This is a genomic window from Streptomyces sp. NBC_01463, from assembly GCA_036227345.1.
Classification (GTDB): Bacteria; Actinomycetota; Actinomycetes; order Streptomycetales; family Streptomycetaceae; genus Streptomyces.
The window spans coordinates 8,235,294-8,251,332 of sequence record CP109468.1; the positions used below are offsets into that span (position 1 = coordinate 8,235,294).

The window sequence follows — 16,039 nt, forward strand, 5'->3', positions numbered from 1 at the left end:
TCTACCCGCGTGTCAGTGGCCCGGTCCGGGGTTCGGGTCCTCGTCAGCGGCCCGGGGCAGGGCATCGATCATGCGGCGGGTCCAGGAGTGCCGCGGCGCGTCCAGCACCTGGGCCGCCGCCCCCTGTTCGACGATCCGGCCCCGGTGCATGACCACCACCCGGTCGGCGATCTGCCGCACCACCCCCAGGTCGTGCGTGATGAACAGGACCGCGAAGCCCTCCTCGCGCTGAAGGGCGACGAGCAGGTTGAGCAACTGCGCCTGGACCGACACATCGAGAGCCGCCACCGCCTCGTCGCAGATCAGCAGCCGCGGCCGGGCCGCGAGCGCCCGTGCCAGGGCCACCCGTTGACGCTCGCCGCCGGAGAGCGCGGCCGGACGGCGCGAGGCGTACGAGGCGGGCAGGCCGACCTGTGCGAGCAGGGCGTCCACCCCGGCCGCGGGCGGGCCGCCCTTCCCGCGCCCGCCCGAAGCGGCGGCCAGCGCCTCGCGCAGCGTCGCGCCCACGGTCCGCAGCGGGTTGAGCGAGGAGTACGGGTCCTGGAACACGATCTGCGCCTGTCCGGCCAGGCGCCGCCGGTCGGCGGTGCCCGGACGGCGCCCCGCGGGCAGCGCGATCCCGCCCACGGACACCGCGCCGCGGTCGAACGTCTCCAGGCCGACCGCGATCCTCGCGAGCGTCGTCTTGCCGGAGCCGGACTCGCCGACCAGGGCGACGACCGTGTTCCGCGGAACCGTCAGACTCACGTCGAGCAGCGCGGTGTGGTCCCCGGCCGACGAGCGGAACGTGCGGTCGACGGAGGCCACCACCAGCGCCGCTTCCGGCTCCGGCCGCGTGCCGGGTTCCTGGCCGTGCTCCGGTGCGGCCGCGGCGATCTCGCGGGCCGCCGGCGCGGAGAGCACGCCGGCGATCTCGGCGATCCGCACACAGGCGGACCCTCGGTCCGTGTCCCCGGCGGCCGCCCCGGATCCCGCCGCCGGTGGCGGCAGCAGCTCGACCGCTGCGCTGCGGCACACCTGCGCCGCATGGGCGCAGCGGTCGGCGAACGGGCAGCCCGGACCCCGGGATCCCGGCGCGGGCACGGAGCCGGGGATAGCCGGAAGCCGCGCGAACCGCTCGCGCACGGACGGTTCGGAGGCCAGCAGTCCCGCGGTGTACGGATGCCGCGGCCCGGACTCCAGCTCCCGCGAGCGGCCGTGCTCCAGCACCTGGCCCGCGTACAGCACGTACACCCGGTCGCAGGCGGAGAACGCGACCCGCAGATCGTGGGTGATGAGGACCAGGCCCATGCGGCGGCTCTGCTGCAGACCGCGCAGCAGGTCCAGCACGGCGCGCTGATTGGCCGCGTCCAGCGCCGTGGTCGGCTCGTCCGCGATCAGCAGTTCGGGGTCGCCCGCGAGCGCCGCGGCCGCGGCGACGCGCTGGCGCATCCCGCCGGACAGCTCGTGCGGATAGCGGTCGGCGACATCGGGGGAGAGCCCGACCTCGGTCAGCCGCCGCTCCACCTCCGCACGCCGGGCCGCCCGGTCGCGCCGCAGCCGCCCGCCGTCGAGGCCGCGGAGACCGTCCGCGATCTGGCGCCCGCAGGTGAGCTGCGGATGCAGCATGGTGAACGGATCCTGCATCAGCAGGGTGACGCGCCGGCCGCGCAGCGCGTGCCGGTCGCGCGGCGACAGGGTCAGGACCTCCTGGCCGTCGATGCGAACGGAACCGCCCGTCACCCCGGTCCCCGCCGGCAGCAGCCCCGCCACCGCCCGCATGGCCAGGGACTTGCCGCTGCCGGATTCGCCGACGATGCCGATGCACTCGCCGCGGCCGACGGCCAGCGAGATGCCGTCCAGGATCGGGACCGGGCCGCCCGGCGCGGCCGTCGCCGCCACGCGCAGACCGTCGACGGCGAGCAGGGGCACGGTGGCCGGTGCGGCGGGGGCGGGACGGCTGTCCGTCGCCGGGTGCGCTGCCATCAGGACCTCCCACGGTCGGAGAACGCCTCGAACAGCCGGTCGCCGAGGAGGTTGAGGGCCACGGCCGCCGCGACGATGAGCACCGCCGGAGCGAGTGCCGCGGACGGGTTGTCGTACAGCAGGGTGCGGTTCTCGGAGAGCATCCGGCCCCAGTCGGGGGCGCCGGGCGGCACCCCGAGGCCGAGGAACGACAGGGAACTCAGCGCGACGATCGCACCGGCGAAGTTCAGCAGGGTGTTGGCCACCACGACGGGCAGCACATTGGGCCAGATGTGGCGGGTCATCACCGTGAGACGCGAGAGCCCGAGGGTCTCCGCCGCCTCGACGTACGCCCGGTGCCGCTGCTCCAGCACGGCGGACCGGACCAGCCGGATGTCGGCGGGCGACGTCAGCACGACGAGCACGCCGACGGCCAGGGCGTAGCCGCCTCCGCCGATTCCCGCGACGACGATCGTCACCAGGAGCGCGGGCAGGGCCAGCAGCAGATCGGCCCAGCGCCGCACGACGGTGTCGATCCAGCCGCCCCGGTACCCGGCGAGGAGCCCGAGGACGTTGCCGATGACCATCGACCCGATCGCGACCAGCGCCGCACCGGCGAGGGTGGACCGTGCGCCCGCGACGACCATCCGGGCGATGTCGCGGCCGAGTTCGTCGGTGCCGAGCGGATGCCCGCCGCCCGGCATGGCGGCGCCGGTGGCGAGATCCTGCGCGTCCCAGTCCGGCAGGACCAGCTGGCCGACGGCCGCGGCCAGGGCGAACAGCGACAGCAGGACGGCGCAGGAAACGGTGAGCGGGGAGAACCTGCGGGAGGTGCGGGTCTTCATGCGTTCTCCTCCTCACGGTCGCCGGACGCCGGCGCCGCAGCCGAGGTCCTCGCCGCGGGTGCGGTCCGGAGCCGCGGATCCAGCAGGGGTTGTACGAGATCGGTGGCGAGGCCGGCCAGACAGACCAGGGCGGCGATGAGCAGCGCCTCGGCCTGGACCACGGGCACGTCCCGGAAGGTGACCGAGTCGACCAGCAGGGAACCGAGCCCGGGCAGTGCGAAGACCTCCTCCACCATGACCGTGCCGGCCAGCAGGTAGGCGAGGACCAGCCCGATCCCGGTGAGGACGGGGACGACGGTGCCGCGCAGCACGTACCGCAGCAGGATGTCCCGCTCCCGCACCCCCCGGGCGCGGGCGAACGTGACGTGTTCCCGGTCGAGTTCCCGGATCACGGCCGCCCGGGTCAGTTTCAGCAGGACGGCCGTGACGGCGAGGCCGAGCGCCAGCGCGGGCAGCACCAGATGGCTCAGCCGGTCGGTGCCCGCCCCCTCGCCCGGTCCGTATGCGGGGAACCAGCCGAGCATCAGCGCGAAGACGTAGATGAGCACCAGCCCGCCCGCGAACGCCGGCGTGGACAGCGCCACCACGCCGAGGCTCTGCACGGCCCGGTCGGTGGCCCGCCGGTTGCGCAGGCCCGCCAGGACGCCCAGCGGCAGTCCGACGAGCAGCGCGACGGCGAAGCCCAGACCGACCAGCTGGCCGGTGAGCACCAGCCGGTCGCCGAGTGCGGCGCCGACGCTCTCGCCGGTACGGATCGACGTACCGAGATCGAGCCGGACGGCGTCGCTCAGCCAGTACCAGTACTGCACGGCCATCGGGCTGTCCAGGTGGTGGCGGGCCCGGACGGTGGCCAGCGCCTCGGGGGTGGCGCTGCGGGGACCGAGCAGCGTCTGGGCCGGATCACCCGGTGCGGCCTGGAGCAGGGCGAACACGGCGACGGACAGCACGACGAGGAGTCCCAGCGTGCCGCCGAGACGGCGCACCACGAGCCGGGCGGGGAGCGCGGACCGCAGCCGCGCCCGCCGGGTGACGGTCATCGCCCGCCTCCAGCCGTCAGGGGTACGGCAGGACCGGACGGCTTCAGGGGGGTGTCGCCGGCCGGTCCTGCCGCGGGAGCCGTGCCGGGGATCGGCTCGGGGGAAGCGTCCCCCGGCACGGCGGTCTGTGGGGCGGCCGCGGGACGCGGCGCCAGGTGGGTGGCGAGCCACTGCTCGGTCCGGGCGGCGGCGTCGAGGAGATGGCCGCCGTCGGTGAACTCGTGGCCCTCGTCCGGGTACACGTACAGCTCGACGGGCGCGCGGCCGGTCCGCAGCAGCGACCGGTACAGCTCGTGGGCCTGGCCGACCGGGGTGACCCGGTCCGCGGAGCCGTGGACGATCAGTGTCGGCGTGCCGCTGCCGCCGCGGGCGAAGACCGGCGAGCGCCGGATCAGCCCTTCCGGGGCGTCCGGGCCACCGATGCCGTAGGTGCGGTCGTAACCGCCGCCGATGTTGCTGGTGTGCGTGAAGCTCAGCCAGTCGGTGGGCGCGGAGACGACGACCGCGGCGCGGAAGACATCGGTGCGGGCCGCGGCCTGGGCGGCGAGGAAGCCGCCGTAGCTGTGGCCCAGGACGGCCGTACGGTCCGGGTCGGCGAGCCCCGAGTCGACCAGGTGGCGCACCCCGGCCAGCACGTCGTCCAGGTCGGCGCCGCCGACGTCACCGACCACGGCACGGGCGTGTTCGATCCCCCGGCCGTTGCTGCCGCGCGGGTTGGGCAGCAGCACCAGGTATCCGGCGGCGGCCAGCGCCGGGGCGAGACCCAGTACGTCTCCCGGCGCGTATCCGGCGGACCAGAGCCAGGCGGGGCCGCCGTGGACGAGGACGGCGAGGGGCCGGGGCCCGGTGCGCTCCCCGCTGGACAGGACCAGCCCCTGCACGGTGCGGCCGTCGGGCGCGGACCAGAGGGTCTGCGCGGTGCGGACACGGGCGAGCACCGGGTCGGGCGTGTTGAGCGCGGTGACCGGCGCCCAGTTCCAGGCGTCCGGTCCCTCGGTGCGGGCGACCACCGCTTCGGGTGGCCTGCCCGGTGCGTCGAGCACGGTGGCGGCCAGCCGTCCGTCGGCGCTCAGCGAGAGTCCGGGCTGGTAGCCGGCCCCGCCGAGCGTCACCGGCCCCGACCAGCAGGTGCCGGCGGGCTGTCCGGTGCGGCCGACGCGGGAGCCCGTCCCGTCCCAGCCCGCGAACCACAGTGCGCCGGGCGCGTCGTCGTCGAACCGCAGCCAGGTCGCGTCCTCGACACCGGGCACCACGGAGCTGTCCCCGGTCGTCAGGCCGACCACGACGGGGCGTCCGGCGACGATGGAGATGCCTTCGCAGACCGCGGCGGTCCGGCCGTCGGCTGCGAGCGCGGGGGCGCCCAGCTGCCCCTGCGGCGTGTACACGGTCCTGGCGGTGCGGGCGTCGAGGTCCAGGGCGGCGAAGCGCGCGCCGTAGTACCCGGCGGGCAGCGTGTCCTCGCAGACCGTGGCCGCGGCGGTCGCCCCGCCGCGCCAGGCGACGTTCCACACGGTGAGCCCCGCGGGCCCGGCCTCGCGCACGGAGCCGTCGGCGAGGCCGACGAGATGCAGCGAACGGCGGCCCGTGCCCCGGGCGAAGTGTTCCGGCGCCGGTACGGATCCGAGGCGTACCGGCAGCCCGAGGTGCATGCCGTCGCGCTCGGCGCCGTCCGCCGCACAGAGCAGCAGGGCCTGGCTCCCGTCGTCGGACACCAGCAGCTCCTCCACCGCGCCGGGGGCCGTCGCGACCGTGCGGACGGTGCCGGAGACGGTGTCCAGGGCCGCGAGCCGCACCTCGGTCCCGGCCGGGCCCTCGCTCTGCGCGATGTGCAGCAGGGTGCGGGAATCCGGCAGCCAGCGCGGACTGTGACGGTCCGTCGGGGCGTCCGGCCCGGACGGTGCGCGGAGCGCGGGCGTCCCCGGGTCCGCTCCGCCGTCCCGCGCCCCGGCCGGGACCGGGGCGAGGACGAGTGCGGCATGCTCGGGACCGGCCGCCGCCACGGCGACGGCGCGGCCGTCCGGGCTGATCCGGGCCTCGACCGGGTGGACCAGGCGCAGCATCGCCTCGCGGGCGCGCCGCACGACGGTCGCAGCGGTACTGGGCATGGGGGTCCGTTCCCTGGAAGTGGCAGTGGCGGCGGGTCAGGCGGACTTGCGGATGCGGGTCGCCCACGGGCCGATGAACGCGAACGGCCCCTGGTCCAGCAGCACGAACTCCTCGGAGAACGCGGACGCGGTCTGTGCCCACCACAGGGGCAGGTAGGGGAGTTCGGCGCCCGCGGTCCGTACGGCCTTCATCAGTTCCCGGGCGCGGACGTCCTTGTCCGTCGCGGTCTTCGCGGTGTCCAGGGCGGAGTTGACCGCCGCGTTGTCGTAGTGCGCGATGTCCGTCGCGGTGGCCGCCGCGTTGAGGTACGGGTCCGCGAGTTCGGCCGGGTCGCCGGTGACGGGGAAGTACCACAGGAACTGCAGGGGCTGCTTGCCGGAGCCGAGCTCCGCCACCCACTGCTCCAGGGTGATCTCCTTGACGTTCAGCGTGATGCCGATCTTCTTGAGCGAGGCGGCGAGTGCGAGCGCCGCCTTGCCCAGCTGGGGACCGCTGTTGGGGTAGTGGAGTTCGGCCGTGAAGCCGTCCTTCGCCGAGGACCTGGCCAGCTCGGTCCGTGCGGCCGCCAGGTCGAAGTCCGGGGAGGGGATCGCGTCGTAGCCGGCGCGGACCTCGTCCGCCGGCAGCAGATCGCCCCACATCTCGCGGGAGGGCAGCGCGTCGGCGACCTCGGCCTTGCCGTGCAGAATGCCCTTCACCATGCCCGTGCGGTCGGCCGCGTGGGCGATGGCGCGGCGGACGTGCACGTCGTCGAACGGTGCTCGGGACGTGTCGAACGCGAGCGACACCACGGAACGGTCGCCGGTGTACGTGACGCGCGCGCTCGACTCCCAGCCGCGGGCCTCGTCCGACGCGAGGCTCAGGGCGCCGTCCACCGCGCCGGACTTCATCGCGACCAGCCGCGTACCCGCGTCCGGCACGAAGGAGAGCTTCAGCTTCCGCACGGCGGGCCTCTCGCCCCACCAGGCGTCGTTGCGCTCCAGCAGGACGTGGTCGTCGGCGGCGAACTCGGTGATCCGGTACGGGCCGGTCCCCAGCAGCAGCGTCTTCGACGTACCGATCCGCCCCTGGTTGCGGGTGAGGAAGGCGCGGCTGCTCACGAGGAGACCGCCCGCCGTCGTCGTCCAGGCAAACATCGCGTCCGGGGCCTTCAGCCGGATGGTGACCTCGTGGTCGCCGGAGGCCCTCACGGACTCGACGCCCGCGTAGGCGTAACCGAGGGCGGAACCGTTCTTCGGGTCCCTGATGGCCTCGACGGAGGCCACCACGTCGTCCGCGGTGAACGGGCTGCCGTCGGTGAACGTGACCCCGCGGCGCAGGGTGTACACATACGTCCTGGCGTCGGGCTGCTTCCACGACGCGGCGAGTCCCGGCCCCAGCTTTCCTGACGGGTCGACCGACAGCAGGGACTCCTGGGCGAGCACCGCGACCAGGTAGTTGAGGACGCCGGACTCGCGGCCCACGTCGAGGCTGGAGAGCGACGACGGCAGAGCGAGCGTGAGGGTGCCGATCTGCGCGTCGGCGCCCTGCGCACCGGTCCCCGAGCCTGCCGCGCCGTCCCCGGAGTCCTTCGCGGGCGGGGGCGCACACGCGGCGAGCACACCGGACGCGGCGAGGGCGCCCATGCCGGCGAGGCCCAGCATTCGGCGTCGGCTGAGAGTGCCACCCGGTTCCGAAGTCATCGGGAACCATCCATTTCGCTTCGTCCACTGTTGCTGCCCAACTGGGCGTGGACAGTATCCGAAGGCTTTGAGGGCGTCAAAGGGTGGCTAATAACTGTCCGAAACGTGGACATCGGATCGTCACTTATGCGATGAAAGGGGTGTAGAGCTCTCCGTGTTCTCGACGGGTGGATATGGCCGTCGGATGGTGACCGCACAGAGCCGGCGTGCGCGCCGGGCCGCCCGGGCGGCAGCGAAAACGACGTGCGCACGGCCGGGGGCGCTGTCAGGCTGCGCCGGTGAACCATGACCACATCTCCGCGCTCGCCCATGCCGCCCACCCGGTCAAGGCCCCGCTCGACGACGACTCGGTGACACGGCTTCTCCGCCATGCCGTCCCGCACGGTGACGCGCGGGCGCTCGATCTGGGCTGCGGGGGAGGGGAATGGCTCCTGCGCGCCCTGGACGGGCACCCCGGCCTGCGGGCCGAGGGCGTCGACATCTCCGAGGGCTCCCTCCGGCTGGCGGGCGAGGCCGCCGACCGGCTCGGTGTGCGCGGGCGCCTCGTGCTGCACCAACAGGACGGCGCCGCTTTCACCTCCCAGGACCCGTTCGACCTCGTCCTCAGCGTCGGGGCCGCGCATGTCTTCGGCGGACTGCTGCCGACCCTCGCGGCCGCCCGCGAGCACCTCGCTCCCGGCGGCCGCGTACTGATCGGGGACGGCTACTGGGAACGCGAACCGGCACCGGAGGCCGTCGAGATGCTCGGGGACTTCTCCGACCTGGCGACCACCCTGGACCTGGTCGCCGCCGACGGCTGGACACCCGTCCACGGCCACATCAGCTCGCGGGGCGAACTGGACGCCTACGAGTGGGCCTGCTGGGGATCCCTCGCCTCCTGGGCACTGGACAACCCCGCCCACCCGGACAGCGCGGAGGTGCTCGAAACGGCGGCGACCCGCCGCACCGAGTGGCTGCGCGGCTACCGGGAGACATGGGGCTTCGTGACCCTGGTGCTGCGCTCCACCTCCGGCTGACTCCGGCCCGCGCCCCGTCGCACCCGCGTGATCATTGCGGCCCTGTGAACACACCCGCCGCCGGGAATACGTGCGAGGGGAACGGACTTGCTGCTGTCGGGGCGTCCGGTGTCCGGCCCGGGTGCCCGTGCCCGAACAGAGAGAGGCAGACCATGTCCAAGGCGTACGTCTTCACCCGCAACGGCGGACCGGAGGTGGAGGCCCTCGTGGACCAGGACACGCCGGTGCCCGGCCCCGGGGAACTGCTCGTCGCCGTCAGGGCGGCGGGGGTCAACCCGGTGGACTGGAAGCTGCGCGCGGGCTACACCAGGCCCGGCAGCGAGCCCCAGCCGTTCCCCACCGTGCTCGGCAGCGAGGCCGCGGGGGTCGTCGAGGCGGTCGGCCCGGGCGTCGAGGGATTCGCGCCCGGCGACGAGGTCTTCGGCAACCCGGTGACCGGCGGGTACGCCGAACACACGCTGCTGCCCGTCTCGGTGACCGCGCACAAGCCGGCCGGGCTCCCGTTCGCCGACGCGGCGGTGCTGCCGGTCGCGGCCGCCACCGCGTACGACGGGGTGCGTCAGCTAGGCCTCGCCCCGGGGGCCACGCTCCTGGTCACCGGCGCCGGCGGCGGTGTCGGCACCGCCGCGGTCCAGCTCGCCCGCCACGCGGGGGTGCGGGTCATCGGCGCCGCGAGCGCGGCCAAGAAGGACTTCGTCGAGTCGCTCGGCGCCGTGCACGTCGCCTCCGGCCCCGGACTCGCCGACCGGGTCCGGGCGGCGGCGCCCGACGGTGTCGACGCGGTCTTCGACCTCGTCGGCGGTGACACGCTGCGCGAGGTGGCCCCGCTGCTCTCCGACCCCGCCACGCTGATCAGCGCCGGCGGCAAGCCCCTCGCGGTGGAGCTCGGCGGGGCGGCCGTCGAACGGGCCAGGAACGCGGCCGTGCTCGACGAGGTGGCGAAGCTCGTCGCCTCCGGTGTCCTGCGCACGTTCGTCACCCGGACCTTCCCGCTCGCCGGCGCGGGCGAGGCGCTGCGCGCGGTGGAGAGCGGTCATGCGCTCGGGAAGATCGTGATCGAGGTGACCGCGTGAGTCCCGAACGAATCGACCCGGCCGGCGCCGGCGGGGGTGCGCATCCCCTGGACGACCCGGTGGGCACCGCGCTGAGGGGGCCGCACGCCCACTTCGCCGAGCGCCGCGGCCGCATCCTGCGCTACCCGCCGGACGTCACCCCCTGGATCGCCCTGCCGGACCGCCCGGAGGCCGCCGACTGGGCCGACGCCGCGGCACTCGCCGGACCCGGCGGCTCCGTCACCATCACCGCGTTCCACGAGCCGCCGCCGGACGACTGGGAGGTCGTCTTCCACGCCGAGGGCGTCCAGCTCGTCGACGCCGGAGTGGACGCCGCCCCGTTCCCGGAGGCCGTACGGCTCGGACCCGCCGATGTGCCGGAGATGCTGGGCCTCGTCGCCCGGACCCGGCCCGGCCCCTTCGAGCGCCGCACAGTCGAGCTCGGCACCTACCTCGGTGTGCGGCGCGACGGTGTGCTGGTCGCCATGGCGGGCGAACGCATGCGCCCGCCCGGCTGGAGCGAGATCAGCGGCGTCTGCACGGACGAGTCCGTGCGCGGGCAGGGGCTCGCCGGCGGACTCGTGCGGGCCGTCGCCCACGAGATCAGGGAACGCGGCGAGACGCCGTTCCTGCACGCCGCCGCCTCCAACACCAACGCCGTCCGGCTCTACGAGGCGCTCGGCTTCGCGCTGCGCCGCCGTACGCCGTTCCTCTCGGCGCTCGTACCGGAGCACCCGCCGGTACGCCGGTCCGGCACCGTCCGGGACGACGTCCGTGAGGCAGCCACCCGCTGACGGCCGGCCCGGGACCTCCGGCTCCCGGGGGCCCCGGGCCGTGGCCTTCGGCCGGGGCCCCGGACCCCGGCCCGGGACCTCCGGGCCGCCGAGCCCGGGCCGATGGCTGTTGCCGAAGCCGGTTCCGGGACCTTCGGCGCGACGGCTGGGGCCGTAAGCCTCGTGTGCCGACCGTGGCGGCTCGGGTGCACTGGGAATGAACGCCGGCAGCGGGCCGGCACATCCCAGGGAGGACACCGCCGTGACGATCGGGCTTCAGCACCAGCCGAAGACACGGGAACCCGTGCTCCCGGGGCTGGACCCCGGAGAGGCGGCCGTGCTGGCGCCGAGGGTCGGCAACCGGGCGCTGTTCGGCGGTCTGGCCCTGCTCATCGCGGTGATCGTCCTGCTCGACATGGGCTCGGGCGACGAACTGCGCATCGTGCCGCTCCTGGTCGTCGTGCCCGCGCTCGTCTCCGTCTTCGGCACGGTCCGGCAGACCGTGGGCGTTGCCTCCTGGATCATGGTGGTGGCCGTCATCTCGCGGCTGATGTCCGGCGGGACGTTCTGGGACATCACCAGCAGCGTGCTGTTCACGGTGCTGGCGTGTTTCCTCGGCGTCGGCGCCTGCAAGCTGCGCATCCGCCACGCCACCGAGATAGCCAGGCTGCGCTCCGCCGCCGTCGCGCTCCAGCGCCAGATCCTGCGCCCGCTGCCCATCCTGACCGACCAGGTCGCCGCCCACGGCACCTACGCGCCGATCGAGGAGGACCGCCTGGTCGGCGGTGACATCTACGAGGTCGTCCAGTCGCCCTACGGGACCCGGGTGATCATCGGCGACGTCCAGGGCAAGGGGCTCGCCGCTATCGGCGCGGGCTTCGCCGTACTCGGCGCGTTCCGCGAGGCGGCCATCCGCGAACCCACCCTGACCGGTGTCGTCGACGCCCTGGAGGACGCGGTGGCCCGGCACAACGCCTTCTCCGCCCAGACCGGCGAGATCGAACGCTTCGTCACCGCCCTGGTGCTCGGCCTCGACGGCGCGGGACGCGTCCAGGCCGTCAACTGCGGCCATCTGCCGCCCCGGCTGCTGCACGACGGAGTGGCGGGCCCCGTCCCGCTGCGCCGCACCTCGGTGCCGCTGGGCATGGCGGAGCTCAGCAGCGAGGCGCGCGTCACGGAACGGCTGGACTTCCCGCCCGGTGCGACGCTCCTGATGTTCACCGACGGAGTGACCGAGGCCCGGGACGCCGCCGGCACCTTCTACCCGCTGGACACCCGGCTCGACCGCTGGGCGGGCCTGGGTCCCCGGGAACTGCTCGACGCGCTCCACGCCGACCTGGAGGAGTTCTCCGGAGGAGTGCGCCGCGACGACATCGCCGTGCTCGCCCTGCGCCGGACGCCGTCCGGCGTGCACCGCTCCGCCCTGCCCGGCCGGGGCGCACAGCGGGCCGCCGAGGTGTTCAGCGGCCGCTGACGGCGCTGCCCCGTACCTCCAGGTCCTGCCGGAGACCGAGCCCCCGTGCACCCTCCCTATGTCCCGATGCGACTTATGTCGCGCCGGGACATTTCTGGGTGTACGGTGCATGTATGAACGCGGAACGGAAGACACCGGAGAGGCGGAGCCGCAAGGCCCGCCGGACCCGGGACACGCTGGCCCAGGCCGCGATCGAGCTCGTGCTCGACCGGGGTCTGAAGGACGTGACGGTCGAGGAGATCGCGGAGCGCGCGGACGTCGACCGCCGCACGTTCAGCCGGTACTTCGCGAGCAAGGAAGCCGCCGTCCTGGACTCGGTCCGCGGCGACGGCGACCGGATCAACGACGCCCTGCGGGCCCGTCCCGCCGGCGAACCGCCGCTCACCGCGTACCGCCGGGCCGTTCTGGACTGGCTCGCGGACCCCGGGGCGCAGGCCTGGCACCGCCGACCGAGGATCTTCGAACTGCTGGTCCTCGCCCAGCGGGAACCGACCCTCTACGCGGCGTTCCACCACATCCGGGTGGACGCCCAGGAGGACTCGGTCACCCTCATCGCCGACCGGCTCGGCGTCGACCCGCGGCAGGACATCCGCCCCGCCGTCACGGTCGCCGCCGGAGCCGGAGCGCTCCTCGCCGCCCAGGCCGCCTGGGTGCGCGGAGGCTGCCCCGAAGAGCTGCCCCGGCTCGTCGAGCAGGCATTCGACGTCCTTGCGGCGGACCTGCTCACACAGCCGCCCGCCGGACCGGCGTCACACAGCACCACGGAAGGAAACGGAACATCATGAGCACCACCCCCACCCCCGCCGACCAGGAGTTCGCCGGCCGCACCGCCCTCGTCACCGGAGGGGCCTCCGGCATCGGTCTGGCCCTCTCCCACCGGCTCGCCGCCGCCGGCGCGTCCGTCGTCGTCGCCGACTACGACGAGGAGAGCGCCCGCAAGGCGGTCGCCGCCCTGGAGGCGACCGGCGCCAAGGCCGCCGCCGTGGCCATGGACGTCACCGACCCGGCCTCCGTCGAAGCGGGTGTGCGGTTCGCCGTCGACACCTTCGGAGCCCTGCACCTCGCCGTGAACAACGCCGGCATCGGCGGCCCGAGCAACCCGACCGGCGACTACGCCGTCGATGACTGGAACCGGGTCGTCGCCACCAACCTGAGCGGCGTCTTCTACTCCATGCGCCACGAGCTCCCGGCCATCGTCGCCGCGGGCGGCGGCGCCATCGTCAACATGTCGTCGATCCTCGGCACCAACGGCTTCGCCGGCTCCCCGGCGTACGTCGCCGCCAAGCACGGCGTCGTCGGCCTCACCAAGACGGCGGCGCTCGAGTACGCGGCACAGAACGTCCGCGTCAACGCGGTGGGCCCCGGCTTCATCGACACCCCGCTGCTGCGCAACACGGACGGCCCGGCCCGCGACCACCTCATCTCGCTGCACCCGGCCGGACGCCTCGGCACCGCGGAGGAGGTGGCGGAACTCACCGCCTTCCTGCTCTCCGACCGCGCGTCCTTCATCCACGGCAGCTACCACCTGGTGGACGGCGGCTACTCCGCCTCCTGAGTGGCGGACGGGGGACAGGGGGGGCGAGAAAGAGAACAGCAGAGGTCAAGGAGGACCCATGAAAGCCGTCCAGTACCGCACCGTCGGCGCCGCACCCGAGGTCGTCACCGTGCCCGACCCGGAGCCCGGGCCCGGCCAGGTGCTGCTGAAGGTCACCGCAGCGGGCGTCTGCCACTCCGACATCGCGGTGATGAGCTGGCCCGCGGAGCAGCTGACGTTCCCGCTGCCGCTCACCCTCGGACACGAGGGCGTCGGGACCATCGCCGCACTCGGCGACGGGGTCGAGGGGCTGACCGTCGGCGACTCCGTCGCGGTCTACGGCCCCTGGGGCTGCGGTACCTGCGTCAAGTGCGCGGAGGGCAAGGAGAACTACTGCCTGCGCGCCAAGGAGCTCGGCATCAACCCGCCCGGACTGGGTGCGCCGGGCGCCATGGCCGAGTACATGATCGTCGACGACCCGCGCCACCTGGTGCCGCTGGGCGACCTCGACCCGGTCCAGGCCGTGCCGCTCACCGACGCCGGCCTCACCCCGTACCACGCGATCAAGCGCTCGCTGCCCAAGCTGGTCCCCGGCGCGACCGCCGTCGTCATCGGCACCGGCGGCCTCGGCCACGTCGCCATCCAGCTGCTGCGCGCCATGACGGCCGTCCGGGTCATCGCCCTGGACGTCACCGAGGACAAGCTCGCGCTGGCCCGCACGGTCGGTGCCCACGAGACCGTCCTGTCCGACGCGCACGCCGCGGACCGGATCCGTGAACTGACCGGTGGCATCGGTGCCCAGGTCGTCCTGGACTTCGTCGGGGCGCCGCCGACCGTCGCCACGGCGGGCGCCGCGGCCGCCATCGACTCCGACGTCACGATCGTCGGCATCGGCGGCGGAGCACTGCCGGTGGGCTTCGGCTCCCTGCCGTTCAACACGTCGGTGACCGCCCCGTACTGGGGTTCCCGGTCCGAACTGGCCGAGGTCCTCGACCTGGCCCGCACGGGCGCCGTCGAGGTGCACGTCGAGACGTACACGCTGGACGAGGCTCCGCTGGCGTACGAGCGCCTGCACGACGGCAAGATCAACGGCCGCGCGGTCATCCTGCCCAACGGCTGATCCCTGCCCCTCCCCGCGGGCCGGCGCATCGCGCGCCGGCCCGCGGGGGCGTGCCGCGGACCGTTGCGCACCTCCCACGGATACGGAGACACTGCCCGCATGGGATTCCTCGTGCTGATGACGCTGCCCGGGCTGGTCATCGGGCTGACCGTCGCCGCCTTCCTCGACCAGCTGCTGCTGCGCGCGGGACGGGCCGGTCTGCTGCCGTGGCGCAACAGCGCGCGGCAGGGCCAGATCTCGGCGACCGGGTTCGAGCAGCTGCACGCGACGTTCTCGCCCGGCAAGCAGAGCGAGCTCAAGGAGCGCCAGAGCGCCCTGCTCCTGCGTGACGACGAGGAGGACGGCGCGCCGCCCCACCGCACCACCGTCGACCTCGACGGCGGCCTCGCCGTCGTCCGCCTCCCCGGTCACAGCGCCTAGGCTCCGTTGCGAGAGTGCTGGTCATGTCCCAGGACACGTGCGGAGATCCTGGCCCTGCTGCACCCCACTTGCCGGGCAGATCCACCACGTGGCGGCGGACGGCTGCCACACGCCGCGCCTGGCCGGCGAGCCGGAGGCGCCGACGGCGGACCCGCCGTGGGCCGACCGGGCCGCGTCAGCCGCGCAGCTCGGCCAGGTCCTCGTCCGTGAGCGTGAGGTCGCGGGCCGCCATGTTCTCCTCCAGGTGCGCGAGGTTCCCGGTGCCGGGGATGGCGAGCATGACCGGTGACGAGGCGAGCAGCAGGGCGAGCTGCACCTGCGCGACGGTCGCGTCCAGCCGGGCCGCGACCTTCTCCAGGCGCCGGGTGTCCAACGGCTCGCGTCCGCCGCCGAGCAGGAAGAACGGCACGTACGCGATGCCCGCCGCCTCGCACTCCGCGAGGAGCGCCAGGTCGTCGGCGTACGGATTCTGCACGCAGGCGACGGGCGCGACGGACCGCGCCTCCGCGAGCTGCGCGGCGTCGATGTTGCTGACGCCCAGGTGCCGGATGAGGCCCTCCCGCTGGAGCCCGGCGAGCACGGCGAACCGCTCGGCGACGGACTCGCCGCCGGGGCCGCTCATGCCGCCGACGCGGAGGTTGACGACGTCGAGCCGGTCGACGCCGAGGGCGCGCAGGTCCGCCTCGACGAGACCGCGCAGCTGGTCGGGGGTGGCCTGGCCGCTGGGCATGCCGTCGGGGCCGGGGAGCGGGCCGACCTTGGTCGCGATGACCAGGTCCTCGGGGTAGGGGGCGAGCGCCTCGCGGATCAGTTCGTTGGCGCGGACGTCGCCCCGGGCGTAGAAGGCGGCGGTGTCGATGTGGTTCACGCCCAGCTCGACGGCCCGCCGGAGGACCGCGATGCCGTCCTCGGGGGTGCGGGCGGGGCCGTCGAACGTGCTCATGGGCAACCGCATGGCGCCGAAGCCGAGACGGTTGACGGGGAGGTCGCCGCCGAGGGCGAAGGTGGTGGTGGTCATGGCTTCATGCTCTCCGTG

The 16,039-nt window shown here is 74.3% G+C and carries 14 protein-coding genes; 8 read left to right on the plus strand and 6 right to left on the minus strand.

Translation table 11 applies throughout. The annotated features are described in order from the left end of the window. Window positions 1-12: 12 nt before the first annotated feature. The 5 genes from OG521_36095 to OG521_36115 are packed head-to-tail and all read right to left on the minus strand — an operon-like array spanning window position 13 to window position 7,614. Window positions 13-1,965, minus strand: a complete 1,953-nt coding sequence (locus tag OG521_36095; GenBank protein WUW25894.1) for an ABC transporter ATP-binding protein — start codon at window positions 1,963-1,965, stop codon at window positions 13-15. After that, window positions 1,965-2,789, minus strand: a complete 825-nt coding sequence (locus tag OG521_36100) for an ABC transporter permease (protein ID WUW25895.1) — start codon at window positions 2,787-2,789, stop codon at window positions 1,965-1,967. The genes OG521_36095 and OG521_36100 overlap by 1 nt, the downstream gene beginning before the upstream one ends. After that, on the minus strand, window positions 2,786-3,826 hold the full coding sequence (locus tag OG521_36105; protein WUW25896.1) for an ABC transporter permease: 1,041 nt from the start codon (window positions 3,824-3,826) through the stop codon (window positions 2,786-2,788). Before OG521_36105 ends, OG521_36100 begins: the two co-directional genes overlap by 4 nt. Then, window positions 3,823-5,931, minus strand: coding sequence for an alpha/beta fold hydrolase (locus tag OG521_36110; protein ID WUW25897.1), 2,109 nt, complete (start codon window positions 5,929-5,931; stop codon window positions 3,823-3,825). The genes OG521_36105 and OG521_36110 overlap by 4 nt, the downstream gene beginning before the upstream one ends. 36 nt (window positions 5,932-5,967) lie before the next feature. Further along, window positions 5,968-7,614 carry an ABC transporter substrate-binding protein gene (locus OG521_36115; GenBank protein WUW25898.1) on the minus strand — a complete coding sequence of 549 codons (1,647 nt, stop codon included), beginning with the start codon at window positions 7,612-7,614 and terminating at the stop codon, window positions 5,968-5,970. Between the two features lie 278 nt (window positions 7,615-7,892). Here OG521_36115 and OG521_36120 point away from each other — a divergent pair, with 278 nt between their 5' ends. The 8 genes from OG521_36120 to OG521_36155 all read left to right on the plus strand — a co-directional run bounded on the left by OG521_36120 (window position 7,893) and on the right by OG521_36155 (window position 15,003). Next, window positions 7,893-8,630 carry a class I SAM-dependent methyltransferase gene (locus tag OG521_36120; GenBank protein ID WUW25899.1) on the plus strand — a complete coding sequence of 246 codons (738 nt, stop codon included), beginning with the start codon at window positions 7,893-7,895 and terminating at the stop codon, window positions 8,628-8,630. A gap of 152 nt (window positions 8,631-8,782) precedes the next feature. Then, complete coding sequence (locus OG521_36125; protein ID WUW25900.1) at window positions 8,783-9,703, plus strand: NADP-dependent oxidoreductase; 921 nt, start codon at window positions 8,783-8,785, stop codon at window positions 9,701-9,703. Next, window positions 9,700-10,476, plus strand: coding sequence for a GNAT family N-acetyltransferase (locus tag OG521_36130; GenBank protein WUW25901.1), 777 nt, complete (start codon window positions 9,700-9,702; stop codon window positions 10,474-10,476). Before OG521_36125 ends, OG521_36130 begins: the two co-directional genes overlap by 4 nt. Before the next feature lie 241 nt (window positions 10,477-10,717). Continuing rightward, window positions 10,718-11,929, plus strand: coding sequence for a serine/threonine-protein phosphatase (locus tag OG521_36135; GenBank protein ID WUW25902.1), 1,212 nt, complete (start codon window positions 10,718-10,720; stop codon window positions 11,927-11,929). A gap of 113 nt (window positions 11,930-12,042) precedes the next feature. Beyond that, complete coding sequence (locus OG521_36140; GenBank protein ID WUW25903.1) at window positions 12,043-12,714, plus strand: TetR family transcriptional regulator; 672 nt, start codon at window positions 12,043-12,045, stop codon at window positions 12,712-12,714. Then, window positions 12,711-13,484, plus strand: coding sequence for an SDR family oxidoreductase (locus OG521_36145; GenBank protein ID WUW25904.1), 774 nt, complete (start codon window positions 12,711-12,713; stop codon window positions 13,482-13,484). The genes OG521_36140 and OG521_36145 overlap by 4 nt, the downstream gene beginning before the upstream one ends. 58 nt (window positions 13,485-13,542) lie before the next feature. Continuing rightward, the gene (locus OG521_36150) at window positions 13,543-14,583 is read left to right on the plus strand and encodes an NAD(P)-dependent alcohol dehydrogenase (protein WUW25905.1); all 1,041 of its coding nucleotides are present in this window, start codon (window positions 13,543-13,545) and stop codon (window positions 14,581-14,583) included. Between the two features lie 99 nt (window positions 14,584-14,682). Next, the gene (locus OG521_36155) at window positions 14,683-15,003 is read left to right on the plus strand and encodes a DUF6191 domain-containing protein (protein ID WUW25906.1); all 321 of its coding nucleotides are present in this window, start codon (window positions 14,683-14,685) and stop codon (window positions 15,001-15,003) included. Between the two features lie 175 nt (window positions 15,004-15,178). On the opposite strand, the gene OG521_36160 is transcribed toward OG521_36155, so the two are convergent. Next, window positions 15,179-16,021 (minus strand): oxidoreductase, encoded by an 843-nt coding sequence (locus OG521_36160; protein ID WUW25907.1) that lies wholly within the window; start codon window positions 16,019-16,021, stop codon window positions 15,179-15,181. Window positions 16,022-16,039: the final 18 nt, after the last annotated feature.

Coding starts and splice junctions, on each gene's coding strand:
- OG521_36110 (WUW25897.1), bottom strand. CDS start 5,931: ATGCCCAGTACCGCTGCGACCGTCGTGCGGCGCGCCCGCGAGGCGATG.
- OG521_36100 (WUW25895.1), bottom strand. CDS start 2,789: ATGAAGACCCGCACCTCCCGCAGGTTCTCCCCGCTCACCGTTTCCTGC.
- OG521_36145 (WUW25904.1), top strand. CDS start 12,711: ATGAGCACCACCCCCACCCCCGCCGACCAGGAGTTCGCCGGCCGCACC.
- OG521_36140 (WUW25903.1), top strand. CDS start 12,043: ATGAACGCGGAACGGAAGACACCGGAGAGGCGGAGCCGCAAGGCCCGC.
- OG521_36160 (WUW25907.1), bottom strand. CDS start 16,021: ATGACCACCACCACCTTCGCCCTCGGCGGCGACCTCCCCGTCAACCGT.
- OG521_36105 (WUW25896.1), bottom strand. CDS start 3,826: ATGACCGTCACCCGGCGGGCGCGGCTGCGGTCCGCGCTCCCCGCCCGG.
- OG521_36125 (WUW25900.1), top strand. CDS start 8,783: ATGTCCAAGGCGTACGTCTTCACCCGCAACGGCGGACCGGAGGTGGAG.
- OG521_36150 (WUW25905.1), top strand. CDS start 13,543: ATGAAAGCCGTCCAGTACCGCACCGTCGGCGCCGCACCCGAGGTCGTC.
- OG521_36115 (WUW25898.1), bottom strand. CDS start 7,614: ATGACTTCGGAACCGGGTGGCACTCTCAGCCGACGCCGAATGCTGGGC.
- OG521_36155 (WUW25906.1), top strand. CDS start 14,683: ATGGGATTCCTCGTGCTGATGACGCTGCCCGGGCTGGTCATCGGGCTG.
- OG521_36095 (WUW25894.1), bottom strand. CDS start 1,965: ATGGCAGCGCACCCGGCGACGGACAGCCGTCCCGCCCCCGCCGCACCG.